Origin of the sequence: Microbispora bryophytorum (genome assembly GCF_006874465.1) — a bacterium.
GTDB classification, from domain to species: domain Bacteria; phylum Actinomycetota; class Actinomycetes; order Streptosporangiales; family Streptosporangiaceae; genus Microbispora; species Microbispora bryophytorum.
On record NZ_VIRL01000005.1, the window covers coordinates 203,276 to 217,846 of the forward strand.

A 14,571-nucleotide genomic window follows, 5' to 3' on the forward strand; every position below is an offset into this window, starting at 1 on the left:
CCACTCGTCGTGGTGGGCCCGGGTGATCGCCTCCTCGGCGTCGCTCACTGGAACGGCCGCACCTCGATCTTCCGATCGCAGACCTTCGACGCCTCGGCGGCGAGCTTGAGCGCCACATCCAGATCGGGGGCCTCCCACACCCAGACACCGGCGAGGTACTCCTTCGACTCCACGAAAGGCCCGTCGCTGAACACCGCCTGCTCGCCCCGGTTGTCGATCACCGTGGCCGCGTCGGTGTCCGCGAGCCCGCCCGCGAAAACCCAGTAGCCCTCGGCGATCAGTCGTTCGTTGAACGCGCTGATGGCAGGCTGCCTGTCCGTGCTGCCGGGATTGCTCTTGTCGTCGATCACGGAAACCAGGTACCGCATCTGAAGGTCGCCTCCTGAGGTGTCGGTACAGCATGAGTTCGACAGGATGGTTCGACAGCATTGTTCGGTGGGCAGGGACTTCAGGCCGTGGCATATCGCGGGCGCCCGGCCGGCCGGTAGACCCGGCACGGCACCGGCGGCCCTCACCGAAGCCCCCGATCCGGGCGCCGCAGCAGTTGCCGCACCCGGGCGGCCTCTCGGGTGAGGTGGTCGCGTTCCGGCACGCTGGTGGCGGCGCGGGCGGCCTCGGCATACAGCTCGGCGGCCTGCGTAAGGTCACCGGCGCGTTCGAGGAGGTAGGCCCGCACCGCGGCGTAGCGGGGCAGGCCGGGGTCCACGCCGGTCAGCGCCGCCAGGCCCGCATGCGGTCCGTCGGCCTCGCCGACCGCCACCGCGCGGTTGAGCCGCACCACCGGGCTGCCGGTGAGGAGCAGCAGCTCGTCGTACCACTCCACGATCTGCACCCAGTCGGTCTCGCAGGCGCTGCGGGCGTCGGCGTGCAGGGCGGCGATCGCGGCCTGTGCCTGATATTCGCCCAGCCGGTCGCGGGCCAGCGCCGCCTGCAGGATCGCCACCCCCTCGGCGATCAGGCGGGTGTCCCAGCGCGATCGGTCCTGCTCGGCGAGGGGCACCAGGCGGCCTCCCGGGCCGGTGCGGGACGCGCGGCGCGCATGGTGCAGCAGCATGAGCGCGAGCAGCCCGGCGACCTCGGGCTCGCCGGTCAAGGTGACGAGCTGGCGGACCAGGCGGATCGCCTCGGCCGCCAGGTCGACGTCTCCTCCGTACCCCTCGTTGAAGACGAGGTAGAGGACCCGCAGCACCGTCCCGAGATCGCCGGGCCGGTCGAGCGGCAGCCCCGCGATCCGCCGCTTGGCCCGGCTGATCCGCTGCGCCATGGTCGCCTCGGGAACGAGGTGGGCCGCCGCGATCTGCCGCGTGGTCAGGCCGCCGACCGCGCGCAGCGTCAGCGCGACGGCCGAACTCTGCGGCAGGGCGGGGTGCGCGCACAGGAAGTACAGCCGCAGCGTGTCGTCGGCGGCGGGCGCGGGACCGGCGGGAGGTTCGGCCTCCACGGTCAGCTCCCGCCCCCGCCGCGACGCCTCGGCCCGCGCCGCGTCGAGGAACCTGCGCCAGGCGGCCGCGACGAGCCAGGCCCTCGGATCGCGCGGCGGGTCGCCGGGCCAGGTGTCCAGCGCCCGGATCAGGGCCTCCTGCACGGCGTCCTCGGCCGAGGCGAAGTCGGCTCCGCGCCGGACGAGGACGCCGATCACCGCGGGCACCAGCTCCCGCAGCAGTGACTCGTTCACTCGGTGACCGTGGGCGGCTCGGTGAGGAACGGCCGGACCTCGAGCCACTCGTGGATCGGCTCGCCGCGGGGCCCGGGGGCGGCGGACAGCTCCCCGGCCAGCTGCACCGCACGATCCCACGAGTCCACGTCGATGATCATCCAGCCGGCGATGAGGTCCTTGGTCTCGGCGAACGGACCGTCGGTCACAGGTGGGCGCCCCTCGCCGTCGTACCGCACGAACGTGCCCCCGGGCGCCAGCGCCTGTTCGCCGACGTACTCGCCCGTCTCTTCCAGGCGGGCCGCGAAGTCGCGCATGAACTGGATGTGCGCGTCGACCTCCTCCGGCGTCCACTGGTCCAGCGACCCGTAGTCGACGACGGGGGCCGGGCCACCTCGGTAGTGCTTCAGCAGCAGGTATTTCACGGTGGTTCTCCTTCTTCGCGCGGCCCGTCGTGGCCGCTCCTGCCCCTGGGACGGAGCCGCCACCGCATTCTCGACACCCGGCGCGACAACTTTTCCAGAAATCCCGCGGTGGACTCTCCCATGTCAGGTGTCCGGCCCGGCCTCGTCGTCCTGCACGGCCTGGCCGCGCCGGCGGCGCAGCAGCGGATGCGACCCCATCGCCACCTCCAGCTCCCCGGGAAGGTCGTCCCGGTAGCGGCCGAGCGTCGACAGATCGCTGTGGCCCAGCACCCGCCGTACCGCGTCCATGTCGGTGCCGTCCGCCAGCAGGTGCGTCGCCGTGGTGTGCCGTAACCCGTGCGGGGTCACCTCCCGGCGCCGCCCCGGATCCACCTGCCGCTGCACCCGGTCGATGACGGCCTGCACATCACCCCGCGCCAGCCGCCTGCCCCGCCACGACAGCAACAGCGCCTTCTCACCGTCGCCGCCCGCCCGCACCGCCAGGTACGCATCGAGCGCCACCGCGACGACATCGGGCAGCGGAACGTCCCGGGTGCGCCCGCCCTTGCCGAAGATCCGCCAGTAACGCACCCCGTCGTTGGTGTAGAAGTCCTCCACGTTGGCCCGCACCAGCTCCGACACCCGCGGGCCGAGCGTGGTCAGCAGCAGCACCACCAGCGCGTCACGCACCTCCGTACGCTGGTCGGCCCGCCTGCGCCGCCCCGAGCCGGAATCGGTCGCCTCCGCGGGCGGCGCGCCGGGGGAGGCGGCGGCCTCGATCAGGCCCTCGGCCTGCTCCCGTGTCAGCGCCCGCCGCTCGGGCCGCAGCCCGCCCCGCTCCCGCGCCCGCACCGAGGAGGCCGCCATCGGATCCAGATGCACCCAGCCCGCCGACGTGGCGTGCCGGAACAACGCCGACACCGACCGGCGGAACCTCGCCTGCGACGCCGCGCTCTGCCCCGGTTCCTTCCCCGTGCTCTTCCCCGCGGCCTCCCCCCGGCCGTTGATCTTCCTGCGCTCGTCCGGTTTGCGCGCGAAGGCCAGCAGCACCGCGTCCACGTCCTCACCGGTCAGGTCGTCCAGCACCCGGTCCGGCCCGGCCAGCCGAACGAACGTGGCCACGTCCCGCGCGTAGACCTCGGCCGTGGCGGGCGACAGCGCACCGGTCACCGTCTTGGCCCGGACCAGCTCCACATAGCGGTCGGCGGCCTCCTGCACGGTCAGCCTGTTCACCTGTACGGGCAGCATGATCGACACCGTACCGAGCCGCACCGACAGCGAACGCCGCGGCGGCGCTCTCCTACGCCCCGCCGCCCCCCGCGTCGGTGACGTCGATCGCCTCGACGAACCGCTCGGCCTCCGCCTGGCCCATGCCCGTCTCGCCGCGCACCAGGAACACCGCCTGCTCGCCGCGCCCGGCCGCCTTCAGCTCCCGCACCCGCGACGCCAGGTCCGGCCGCGCGTGCCCCGGCGCCACCGGCAGCGGCCGCCCGGAGGCCAGGGCGTCGGCCAGGTCCTTGGCCTCCTTCAGCCCCAGCCCGGTCTGCTCGCGGATCACCTTGATCGCCTCGATCTTCTTGCCCTCGGCGTACAGGTCCCGCACCCGGTGCTGCAGGTCGGCCGAGACCGGCGGCAGCAGCCCGGGGCTGCGCCAGGCCAGTGGCCCGTCCGGGCGGGCGCCGGCCCGCATGGCCGCGAATCCCACAGCGAGCAGCGCGATCACGATGACGGCGAGGATCAACACCTCGACCGTGCCCAAGCCGAACATGTGATGATCGTATGCCCCGTCCCATGGAACAGTCAGCCCCTCCCGGCGAGCGCCATACCGCGGTCGTGTGCCTGACCACGACATGGACAGGCACACGACAGCCGCCTCTCGAATACTCAAGTCATGAGTTCGACCGCGACAGCTCCAGCCCAGGCTCCGGGATTCGCGCGCACCAGCGTCGGTGCGATCACAGTGACCACCGTCTACGACGGGGCGCTGCCCATCCTCGCCGTCGACATGCACGGCGAGTCGCCGGAGCGGATCACCGAGCTCCTGGCTGACGGATTCCTCCCACCGGACGGCGACCTTCTGACGGCCGTGAACACCTTCCTCTTCCAGACGGGCGGACGCACAGTGCTGGTCGATGCGGGCGCCGGCACATCCGTCGGACCAGGCACCGGTCATCTGCTGGAGAACCTCCGCGCCGCCGGAGTCCGCCCGGAACAGGTCGACGACATACTCATCACGCACCTGCATCCCGATCACGCTTTCGGTCTCGTGACCGCGGACGGCGAGGCAGCCTTCCCGTCCGCGACCGTGCATCTGTCGAGACTCGACGCTCAGCACTGGTTGAACGACGCCGCAGCCGCGAACGCCGAGGGCGTGCAGGCACAGATCCACCGATGGGCCGTGCAGGCTCTGACGCCGTATCGCGCCGGCGGCCGGTTCTCCACCTTCGCCTACGGTGAGCAGCCGGTGCGGGGCGTGACCGCAGTCGATCTCCACGGCCACACCCCAGGCCACAGCGGCTACCTGGTGAGCGGTGAAGGGGAACAGCTGCTGTTGTGGGGTGACACCATGCACAGTCACACCGTTCAGCTGCGGGCCCCGCACGTCGCGATGGACATCGACAGCGATCGGCCCGGTGCCCGCGCCGCCCGCATGCGCGTCCTGGAGGAGATTCGGACGCGGGGGTGGGTGGTCGGAGGCGCACATCTTCCCTTCCCCGGCATCGGGCGTATCCGATTCCGTGACGGTGAGGCCCGGTGGGTGCCCGCGCCGTATCGTCCACTGGAACCCGCATGACCACCGGCCCTGAGAACGGTTCCCGGCGCGACCAGGCCGCCCGGGCGACGAGACATGATGGAGGGGTGATGACCGGCAAGTCCTCGTCGGAGGAGCTCGGTGAGTTTCTCCGGGCACGTCGTGCCGCGGTGACCCCACAGGAGCTCGGCATCACCCCCTCCTACGGGGACCGCCGGCGGGTGCCGGGACTCAGACGGGAGGAGCTCGCCGAGCTGGCCGGGCTCAGCACGACGTACTACACCCGATTGGAGCGAGGCGAGAGCCATCAGGTCTCGGATGCGATCCTGGAGGCCGTCGCACGGGCACTGAAGCTGTCACCCGACGAGCGCGCGCACCTCTACCGCCTGGCACGGGCCCTCCCGCCCGTGCGGGGGACCGGCCACGAGGACCACGTACGCGGTCCCATCCGTGATCTCGTCGACAGCAGCCTCGGCGCCGTCGTGCTCGTCGGACGGCGCACCGACATCCTCGCGGGTAATCCGCTCGGATACGCGCTGTGGTGCCTCACGACCGACGAGATCGCCGCCATCGGGACACCTGACGCACCGAATCAGGCCCGGCGGGTCTTCCTCGACGCATATTCCCGCGATCTGTTCGCCGACTGGGAGCGCCAGGCCGAGGATCTCGCGTCCTACCTGCGGCTGGCCACGGCGGAGCGGCCCGATGACCTCGCCCTCCACCGGCTCGTCTCCGAGCTCGCCACCGGCAGCGACGACTTCGCCCGCCTGTGGCGCGACCATCCGGTACGCGACTGCCTGCACACCGTTCGCCGCTATCGGCATCCTCTCGTCGGCGAGCTGGAGCTGAACGAGGAAATCCTCCGCCTGCCAGACGATCCGGGGCAGCGTCTGATCGTCAGCGCCGCCGGGGCCGGCACGCGCTCGGCCGACCGGCTCGCACTTCTCGGCGCCCGCGCCGCCGGCTGACCGGCCGGGTCCGCGCCGCCGACCGCCGGCCTGCGCGCACGCCGGTCGCCAACACATCGCAGATCCCACACGCAAGGAACACTCATGATCGTTGTCTCATCCGCCGCCAGCAACACCGGTTCCGCCGTCGCCGACGCGCTGCTCGCCGCTGGACACCAGGTTCGGGTGCTGGGCCGCGACCGCGACCGCCTCCGGCGATTCGTGGAGCGCGGCGCCGAAGCGGCCGAAGTACGCACCGACGACCCCCACAGCCTCCGGGAGGCCTTCGCCGATGCCCACGGGGCGTTCGTCATGATCGCACCCGGTCTCATCCCCGGCAGCAGTGACTTCCCCGCCCACCAGCGGCGCGTGATCAGCGCCTATCGTCGGGCGCTCGACGCGCTCGACGGCCTCACCCGGATCGTCGGTCTGAGCGGCTGGGCCGCGAACCATGCCGGTGCCCGTGGTCCGGTGTGGGGGCTGCGGCCACTCGAAGAAGCGCTCGACACCCTGACCGGTGTGGAGGTGACCCACCTGCGGCCCGGGTGGTTCATGGAGAACGCCCTGCCGATGATCGAGGAGGTGCGGGCCACCGGCACCGCCCACGGACTCATTCCCGGGGACCTTCCGCTCCCGGCCATCGCCACGGCCGACATCGGCGCCGTCGCTGCCGATCTTCTCGCCGGGCGCCGCAAGGCCGGCGCCGGCGCACTCGAACTGCAGGGCCCCCGAGAGATCACGCTCAACGAGATCACCGCCGCGATCGGCGAGGCGGTCGGACGACCTGGGGCTCGCTATGAACGGATCGACGCCGCCACCTTGCGCGAAGGTCTCCTCGCGGCGGGATTCTCCCCGCACATGGCAGACGGCACCACCGCCATGACCATCGACGTCGCCGAGCGCCGGATCGCCATGACTCAGTCGCGTGACGCCGAAACCGCGACCCCGACGACCTTCGAGGAATTCCTCGCCCGCCTGATCAACTGAACCCCCGCACCAGCCCTTGCGGGTCAGCCCACCCGCCGGGCGATCGTGACGCCGTCGCGCACCGGCAGCATCACCGACTCGACCCGCTCGTCACGCGCGATCGTCTCGTTCAGGCGGCGTACGGCCACCTGCGCGTCCCCCTGGAAGGCCGGGTCGAACACCCGCCCACCCTGGAACACGTTGTCGACCACGACGAGGCCGCCGGGGCTCAGCCGCGTGACCACCTCCTCGTAGTAGTCCGGATAGCTCTCCTTGTCGGCGTCGATGAAGGCGAAACCGATGACCGGCTCGGCCGGAAGCGCCCGAAGCGTCTCCAGCGCCGGCGCGATCCGCAGGTCGATGCGGTCGGCCACGCCCGCGCGCTCCCAGTAGTTCCTGGCGATCGACGTCCACTCCGTGCTCACGTCGCACGCCAGCAGCCGCCCGCCCGCGGGCAGCCCCCGGGCGATGCAGATCGAGGAATAACCGGTGAACACCCCCACCTCCACCGCCAGGCGGGCGCCCGACATCCGCGCCAGCATCGTCAGTAGGGCGCCCTCGTCGTGGGAGACCTGCATCCCGGCCGCGCCGGCCGTCTCCTCCCGCGTCCTGACGACCAGATCCCGCAGCACCTCATCGGCGGGGGAGCAGTGCGTGAGCAGGTAGTCGTCCACGACCGGGGACAGGGTCCACGCCGCGTCGCCCCCGACCGGCGGCGACCAGTCGACCACGAGCTCCTCCTGGGCGGCGAACCGCAGCAGGTGACGGGTGACGACGTCCCGCACCCCGGCCAGCGGCTCCTCGCCGGCGGCGGTCGCGATCATCTCGAATCCGCCGCGGCGGGGCCGCAGCACGCAACGCGCGGACCCCAGTTCGATCACCGCCCGGCCGTCGCCGCCGAGCACGGCCTCCACCTTGTGATTCATGTCCGACACGAGCTGCTTGATGTAGCGCTCGGGCCTGTCGGTGACGACGTACGCCGTCGAATGAGGCATCGGCTTCCTCCAACTGAGACATCAAGAGTCGAGACTTTTCGACGCTTCCGACCCGGCGATTCTGCTGGCCACCTCACCCGTTTGTCAAAGCATCGACGATCCTCGACACTTTTCTCCGTGACCGACGAGACGACGACGGGGGAGCCCCCCGCCACACCCCCGCACGACCCCGACCTCCTGGAGCTCCGCACCCCCGCGCAGTTCAAGGCTCTCGGCCACCCCGTCCGTCACCGCATCGTCAACCTGCTCCGCCAGCGCCCCGCGACACTCGGGGAGCTGACCACGGCGCTGGGGGCCGCCAAGGGCACCGTCGGCTACCACGTCCGCGTCCTGCGCGACGCCGGCATCGTCCGCCTCGCCGGCACCCGGCACGTACGCGGAGGCACCGAGCAGACCCTCGCCCTGGTCAGCCGGGGCTTCCGGCTGCACGAGGAGGCCGCGGCAGGCCCCGACTTCCTCATCAGGGCCGCCCTCGCCGAGATGCTGCCCGCCCGGCCCGGCCAGGCCGAGCACACCCTGCTGAACCACCTCTGGCTCACCCAGCAGGAAGCCCACGCCCTCATCGCCCGGCTCCGCGACCTCCTGCCCCCTCCCGGCCGCACCCCGCCCCCCGACGGCGAGCCGTACGGGCTGCTGCTCTCGCTCTACCCCGCCGACATCCCGACCCTGCCGCCCCGCCCCTCCGACGAAAGCGCCGCCAGGAACAGCGCCTCATGACGCGCGATATGCGCGCTGTCGGTGAGATACAGCAGATCGTGCCCCTCCGCGACATGAGCGGCGAACGCCTCGTGACCCGCCGCCGCCTCCGCACGCATGTGGACGACCAGATGCTCCAGCCGGGCCCGCGCCGTCCGCGTCAGCACCTCCCGGTCCCGCACACCGAGCCCGTAGCCGTCGGCGAACACCCGCAGCCGCCGCGCCTGCTCCTCCACCTCTGGAGCGCTCCGGTCACGGCCGGGATCATGCAACGGCACGAACCGGTAGGCGGCATACGCCACATCCCACACCCGCGGCCCCGGATGCGCGGTGTCGAAGTCGATGAACGCCACCGGCCGCCCCTCCCGGAACACGCAGTTGTACGGCGCCACGTCACCATGACAGACCACCTCCGCCGGAGCACGCGGCGGAAAGCACCACTCGGCGCCCTCCGCAGGCGCGAATCCCACCGTCGCGTCGTGGTAGTCCCGCAGCAACGCCCCGGCGCCGGCCAGCGCCTCATCCGCCATCGCGTACGCCGGCAGGGGATAGTCCGGCACCTCACCCGGGAGGAAATCCAGCACCTCCCGGCCCTCGCCGTCGCACCCGTGAGCTCGCGGCGCGCCACCGAACCCGGCCGCCGCCAGATGGTCCAGCAGGGCATGCACCGCCGGCGTCCACCGGCGGGCCGGTCGGCGCACCGTGCCGCCGACCCGCACGACACGGTTGACCCCACCCCCGGTCAGCACCTCCTCGCGCTCTTCGGGGACACGCGGTCCAGCCGGACCGCCGAGCGCCGCGCGCAACCTCTCCGCGAGATCGGCCGCCTGCCGCCGCGACCACGGGATCAGCCCGTTCTCCGTCATCAGCGCGTGGAACTGCTGCCGCTCGTACGACGTCCCAGGCGGCAGCGGCGCGATGTGCCAGTGCAGGTGGGCGTTGCCCTGCCCGCTGCCCAGTGACAGCAGATACGTACGCTCCGAGGGGACGACCGCCTCGACCGCCAGGGCGACCCGGCGCACCGTCCGCATCAGCCGCACGTACGCCTCCTCGTCCAGGTCCCGCACCACATGCTCGACGTGGGCTTTCGGCGCCACCAGGACCTTCCCCGGCAACGTGGGGTAACGGTCGAGGAAAGCGATGTGATGATCGTCTTCGAACACGACCTGTTCGAAGTCGTAGCCGGGGTCGCCCGCCACCACCGCGCAGACGAAACAGGGACCACCTCTGACGCGCCGCACGTACGCGGCGACATCGAAGTCCTCCCTATTGTGGGGGAGCGGCCCATCCGGTTCGGGCCCCTCGGGATGACGCCGGTCGAGCTCCGCCATGCCGTGATCGTACGAGACCCGGCGTGCTGGGCTCCAGCGCTGCATAGTGTTCGCGCTGCAGGGTAGCCGCGCTGCAGGGTAGCCGCGCTGCAGGGTAGCCGCGCTGCAGGGTAGCCGCGCTGCGGAAGCAGCCGGTCTACCACTGGGCGGACGCGCCGGGATCGACACGGCGACCCTCGGAGGTGACCTCCGACGGCCAAGGCGGCTTCACCGTACGGGACGAAAACGCCTCAGGCGGGCAATGGCTATGAACAGAGCCCGGCAAAGACTGCGAAGACAGGGACGCCTTGTCGCGTTCCGAGGGCATCCATCCGGATAAGGGAGGGCCGACATCGTGGGCGAAGCCCGCCGGGTGCGCGACAGATACAACGCCGCGTTCAATGCGCATGACATTGACGCGCTGCTCGGCACGGTCAGCCCTGACGGGGCGTTCCTCACCCCGGAAGGCATGGCCGAGGGCCGTGAGGAACTGGGCTCCTACCTGGAGGAGTTCTGGGCGGCCTTCCCCGACGTGCACACGGTGGTCTTGGAGTCGTTCGACGTCGACGACATGACAGTCGACGAGCTGGTGCTCATCGGCACCCACAAGGGGCCTTACCTGGGACCGGGCGGCAAGATCATCCCGTCGACAGGCCGCCCGCTGAATCTCCGCTGCTGCTATGTCTGCGCCATCGAGAACGGGCTGATCGTCAGCATGCGCCTCTACTTCGACCAACTGGAACTGCTGGCCCAGCTCGGCATGCCGATCGGCTGACCCACCGCCACGATGCCCAACCGCCGACCGGCGGGGATCGACGACCCCCGCCAGCCGTGACAGATCAGGACGTGGGGGAGTAGGGCGGGGCCACACCCCAGCCCCAGCGGGGGACGGGAGCCTGCTGGGGAGGGCGAGCGCCGGGCTGGGAGTTGGCGAACGCGAGGCGGGTGCCCCACTCGATGTAGCTCGCGAAGGCGGCGCGGAACTCGGGATCCGACGGCAGGCCGACCACGTCGGCGGCGTCCATGAGGAGATTCACCCAGCGGCGGCGCTGAGGTTCGGTGATGGCCTTGCCGAGATGCTGGACCAGCATGTGATGGTAGCCGCCCCGCTCGTGGGTGTAGCGGGACGGCCCGCCGAAGACCTCCGCCAGCCACATCGCGACGTACTTCGGATGTCCCGGGTCCATGTGGGCGAAGAGGGGACCGATCAGGTCGTCCTTGAGAACCTGCTCGTAGAACGTCTCGGTGAGCCGCTCCAACGCCTCGATGCCGCCCGCCCAGTCGTACATGCTCGGGACCGAGGAGCCGGCGCCGCGCACGGCGGTGCGCTCGTAGTGCCGCATCTCCTCGATCTGCTGGACGTAGGGTTTGATCGCGGAGAAGAACGCCGCGAAGTGCTCGCCACCGCGGAAACCCTGCAGATGATCATCCGCCGAGGTCCACGTGATGCGCAGCACGTACCACTCGGGCTCATCCACGCACCGGGACAGTTCGTAGTCCACACACTGCGGCGCGGCCGCCAGGGAAGCCGCGGCACGTCCGTAGGCGGCCTCGAACTCCTCCGCGTCCGCCCGGCCGATCCGGTAGCGGATGTACTCGACAATCATGATCTTCACCCCAGAGGTCGCACTGCCGAAGAAAAGGTAACCATTGCAGTGTAATCATGTAACTCCCACCGAGTACGCGGAGCGGCGACGGGTCAGCGCCGCCACAGCCGGCTGATCACGCGGAGTCGCCGGGATCGGTGCCGATCAGCTCGAGGACGGCCGTGGCCGGTCCCACTCCACCGGCGTGCGCGCCGCGCCCCCGGCGCGCAGGCGCTGACCGAGGAAGACGGCCGCGCGGTCCAGCGCCTCGTCCGCCTCGTCCAGGACACCGGCGAACGACTGGAACACATGCGGCACGTCGGCGGTGACGTCCAGGATGACATCCACTCCCGCCGCCCTGGCGCGTGCGGCCAGGCGGGTGGAGTCGTCCAGGAGGATCTCATTGGTGCCCACCTGGAGCAGCATCGGAGGAAAGCCGGTCAGATCGGCGAGGACGGCCGGGCTGAGCAGGGGCTGGTGCGGGTCGGCTCCGGCGACGTACATGGCTCCGGTGCGTTCGACGGCCTCGCGGGTGAAGATCGGGTCGATGCCCTCCTTGGTATCCATGCTCTCGCCCGTCCGGGTGGCGTCAAGGCCCGCGGAGAAGGCCACGATGGCGGCGGGCAGCGGAAGACCCACGTCGCGGGCGGCCAGGCAGGTGGTGACGGTGAGGCCGCCGCCCGCGGAGTCGCCGGCGAACGCGATCGTCGAGGGATCTTCCCCGCTGTCGAGGAGGGCCCGGTAGGCGCCCAGGGTGTCTTCGATCGCGGCCGGGAACGGATGCTCGGGGGCCAGCCGATAGTCCACCGAGTACGCCCCGAAGCCGGTCTTGGCCACCAGGTTTCCCGTCAGCGACAGGGCGGTCTCCGGAGAGCCGAAGACCCAGCCGCCGCCGTGGAAGTACAGGATCGTTCCGGCGCGGCGCCCGTCGTCCGGCTCGACACGCAGTGCGGGCCGGTCGCCCAGCGTCGTCCGCGTGACGCGAATGCGGTCAGGCACGATCATCCGGGCCATCAGCGCCTTGAACCCCGCTCGGATCGCCTCGACCGACCGGGGGCCATCGGGCCGCGGCTGTCGCATCATCGCGTCGATCTGGGCGCGCTGTTCCTTGCTCATTGGTGTGCTCCCGCCGTAAGTAGCTTCCATTGCACTATATTCCGTGGAATCTACCGTGAGTGGTGGCATGGACGGCCTCCGGGGCCTTGACTGACGTGGGTTCCCGAGGTGACCGCCCGAGCAGCCGCGATTTCCGGGCGCCCCGTCCCGGGACGGGGCGCCCAGCCGGTTGTTCTGCTCGGGCGGTCAGGGGCCGCTATGGCCTGATCAGCGCAGCCTCGTGCTCCCCGCCCGGGTTCCAGCGACCCAGCCGGTGAGGCGGCGCAGGAACGTCACGGCGATGGGGGGCGGGTCCTGTGCCATCACGCTCGCGTGAAACGCGTGCGGCATGCCCTCATACAGGTCGAGGGTCACCTCGACACCGGCGGCCGAGGCGGCTGCGGCGAAGCGACGGGTGTCGTCCAGCAGCACCTCCGCGGTCCCCGCCACGAGCAGAAGCGGGGGCAGGCCGTGCAGGTCACCGTGGAGCGGAGACTGCGGAGCCTGATCGGCGCGGGCCCCGGCCAGATACTGGGCGGTGACGTGTTCGGCGACACGGCGGTCGATCACATCGCGGCCGTCGCCCGAGTCCAGAGACCGGCTCGACAGGGTCAGGTCGGTCAGCGGGGAAATCGCGACGGCCGCGCAGGGAAGGGGATCACCCGCCTGCCTGAGCGCCAGCAGCGCCGACAGGACGAGCGTGCCGCCCGACGACTCGCCGCACACGATGACGCGATCGGCGGGAACGCCCTGCTGGAGCAGGCTGCGATAGACGGCCACGACGTCGTCCAAAGCGGCGGGGTACGGATGGGCGGGCGCCAGGCGCTGGTCCACCTTGAACGCGGGACGCCCGGTCGCCTGGGACAGGCGGCAGGCCATGAGGGGCTCCAACGTCGGCTGGGTGTGCTCGAAGCCGCCTCCGTGCACGTACAGCGTGACGCCGTCCTCGGTGGCCGACCCGCCGGCCGCGCTGACCCACCGTCCCGGTACGCCTCCGGTATGGGGGAGCGCGGGCGTCACGTCGGCGGCGAGCGCCGGAGGGCCGGTGACCAGAGCCCGGATCGAGGCCGTCACGGCCGCACGGTCGTCAGACGTGGCGGGGACCCGCGTGACGTCCAGATGTCCCGCGCGCCGGTGCCCTTCGGAACCGGAGCGCGGAGTCAACGCGACGACGGGCAGGACGCGCCCGGACCTCGTTTGATAGTCGGCCCAGCCGGAGTCCGCCTCCACGGCGCGGGCGAAGAGCCGCTCACGCTCCGCGCCTTCCACAACAGCGGCCTCGGCCTCGATCGTGAAGACGCCCGTCTCCACGGTGACGTAGGGGTTGGCACGCACATTGTGATACCAGGCAGGGTGGCGCGGCGATCCGCCGGCCGAGGCGATGACGAGCATTCGGCCCCCCTCGTCATCCAGGTAGCCGAGGGGCACGGTGTGGGGGACTCCCGAGCGGGCGCCGGTGGTGGTCAGGAGGAGCAGCCTGGCTCCCTGGAAGGGGCCGCCCACTTTCCCGCGGTTCGCGCGGAATTCCTGAATGATTTGCTGATTGAAGTCGTGCGGCATTCTCTGCTTTCTTGTTTCGGGCATGGCGAATCGACCGCGTCGCCGAATGAGGGACGGCGGTCACGAAGGAATGAAGGAAACGCGCACGGCAAAGGGGAGGCGCGGCGGAGATGTCGCCGACGCCGAGGGGCGTGCCGATACGCGGGAAGAAGAATTTCGAATCAGGAGGTCGCAGATGCGGCGGGCCTCGCGCCCGCCCAGCCATCACGCCGTGGCCGGGTGCCTCACTCGCTTATGGCCCATGGCCGACCCGGCAGTCACGGTGTGACGTTATCGTCACCGCAGAAATGTGGCAACACCACATCTGCGCCAAAATCCCTAAGTTCGGGTCACTACGGTTCTTCGAACGGCCGCGTCGTCACTCCCTGACCGGCCGGCAAGCGGGGGAGCGGCGTTCCGGGCGGCTGTGTTCAGACCGAAGGATCGAGATCGCCGGAGCGAGCCGACCGGCCCGCGGATGGCCGAGGTGCTCGCCCGTGTGACGGCACCCTTATGCGGTGCGTACGGCAGCCGATCAAGCAGTTGCGGGGCCAACGACAGAGAGACCGGACATCACTTTCTAACCGAACAGAATTCACCTTCTGTCCGGTATGAACCAGAATCGGA

Annotated in this window: 15 protein-coding genes; 5 read left to right on the forward strand and 10 right to left on the reverse strand. The window is 71.0% G+C overall.

The window, feature by feature from the left end; genetic code table 11:
• Window positions 1–44: 44 nt before the first annotated feature.
• The 5 genes from FLX07_RS12870 to FLX07_RS12890 all read right to left on the reverse strand — a co-directional run bounded on the left by FLX07_RS12870 (window position 45) and on the right by FLX07_RS12890 (window position 3,826).
• Window positions 45–368: a YciI family protein gene (locus tag FLX07_RS12870; protein ID WP_142570976.1), complete on the reverse strand. Its 324-nt coding sequence runs from the start codon at window positions 366–368 to the stop codon at window positions 45–47.
• A 143-nt stretch (window positions 369–511) separates the two neighbouring features.
• Window positions 512–1,675: an RNA polymerase sigma factor gene (locus tag FLX07_RS12875; protein ID WP_142570978.1), complete on the reverse strand. Its 1,164-nt coding sequence runs from the start codon at window positions 1,673–1,675 to the stop codon at window positions 512–514.
• A complete protein-coding gene (locus tag FLX07_RS12880; RefSeq protein ID WP_142570980.1) occupies window positions 1,672–2,079 on the reverse strand; it encodes a YciI family protein in 408 nt (135 codons plus the stop codon). The genes FLX07_RS12875 and FLX07_RS12880 overlap by 4 nt, the downstream gene beginning before the upstream one ends.
• Window positions 2,080–2,202: 123 nt before the next feature.
• Window positions 2,203–3,306: a tyrosine-type recombinase/integrase gene (locus FLX07_RS38385; protein WP_142570982.1), complete on the reverse strand. Its 1,104-nt coding sequence runs from the start codon at window positions 3,304–3,306 to the stop codon at window positions 2,203–2,205.
• A 52-nt stretch (window positions 3,307–3,358) separates the two neighbouring features.
• Window positions 3,359–3,826, reverse strand: a complete 468-nt coding sequence (locus FLX07_RS12890) for a ribosomal protein L7/L12 (protein ID WP_142570984.1) — start codon at window positions 3,824–3,826, stop codon at window positions 3,359–3,361.
• A gap of 123 nt (window positions 3,827–3,949) precedes the next feature.
• On the opposite strand from FLX07_RS12890, the gene FLX07_RS12895 reads away from it, so the two are divergent.
• From FLX07_RS12895 to FLX07_RS12905, 3 genes are all read left to right on the forward strand, one after another.
• A complete protein-coding gene (locus tag FLX07_RS12895) occupies window positions 3,950–4,852 on the forward strand; it encodes an MBL fold metallo-hydrolase (RefSeq protein ID WP_142570986.1) in 903 nt (300 codons plus the stop codon).
• Window positions 4,853–4,920: 68 nt separating this feature from the next.
• Entirely contained in the window at window positions 4,921–5,778 is an 858-nt protein-coding gene (locus FLX07_RS12900; RefSeq protein WP_167748220.1) for a helix-turn-helix domain-containing protein, read from the forward strand.
• 84 nt (window positions 5,779–5,862) lie between these two features.
• A complete protein-coding gene (locus FLX07_RS12905) occupies window positions 5,863–6,744 on the forward strand; it encodes an NmrA family NAD(P)-binding protein (RefSeq protein ID WP_142570989.1) in 882 nt (293 codons plus the stop codon).
• 23 nt (window positions 6,745–6,767) lie between these two features.
• Here the strand turns inward: FLX07_RS12905 and FLX07_RS12910 are convergent, their stop codons facing one another.
• Entirely contained in the window at window positions 6,768–7,718 is a 951-nt protein-coding gene (locus tag FLX07_RS12910) for a DUF2218 domain-containing protein (protein ID WP_308424387.1), read from the reverse strand.
• 117 nt (window positions 7,719–7,835) lie between these two features.
• Between FLX07_RS12910 and FLX07_RS12915 the strand changes: the two genes are divergently transcribed.
• Complete coding sequence (locus FLX07_RS12915; RefSeq protein ID WP_167748221.1) at window positions 7,836–8,435, forward strand: ArsR/SmtB family transcription factor; 600 nt, start codon at window positions 7,836–7,838, stop codon at window positions 8,433–8,435.
• On the opposite strand, the gene FLX07_RS12920 is transcribed toward FLX07_RS12915, so the two are convergent.
• A complete protein-coding gene (locus FLX07_RS12920; RefSeq protein ID WP_223853362.1) occupies window positions 8,363–9,745 on the reverse strand; it encodes a phosphotransferase in 1,383 nt (460 codons plus the stop codon). The genes FLX07_RS12915 and FLX07_RS12920 overlap by 73 nt on opposite strands.
• A gap of 334 nt (window positions 9,746–10,079) precedes the next feature.
• Between FLX07_RS12920 and FLX07_RS12925 the strand changes: the two genes are divergently transcribed.
• The gene (locus FLX07_RS12925; RefSeq protein ID WP_167748222.1) at window positions 10,080–10,499 is read left to right on the forward strand and encodes an ester cyclase; all 420 of its coding nucleotides are present in this window, start codon (window positions 10,080–10,082) and stop codon (window positions 10,497–10,499) included.
• A 64-nt stretch (window positions 10,500–10,563) separates the two neighbouring features.
• Here the strand turns inward: FLX07_RS12925 and FLX07_RS12930 are convergent, their stop codons facing one another.
• From FLX07_RS12930 to FLX07_RS12940, 3 genes are all read right to left on the reverse strand, one after another.
• Entirely contained in the window at window positions 10,564–11,331 is a 768-nt protein-coding gene (locus tag FLX07_RS12930; protein WP_142570992.1) for a group II truncated hemoglobin, read from the reverse strand.
• Window positions 11,332–11,475: 144 nt separating this feature from the next.
• Entirely contained in the window at window positions 11,476–12,426 is a 951-nt protein-coding gene (locus tag FLX07_RS12935) for an alpha/beta hydrolase (RefSeq protein ID WP_142570993.1), read from the reverse strand.
• Between the two features lie 207 nt (window positions 12,427–12,633).
• Window positions 12,634–13,989, reverse strand: a complete 1,356-nt coding sequence (locus FLX07_RS12940; protein ID WP_308424388.1) for a nitroreductase/quinone reductase family protein — start codon at window positions 13,987–13,989, stop codon at window positions 12,634–12,636.
• Window positions 13,990–14,571: the final 582 nt, after the last annotated feature.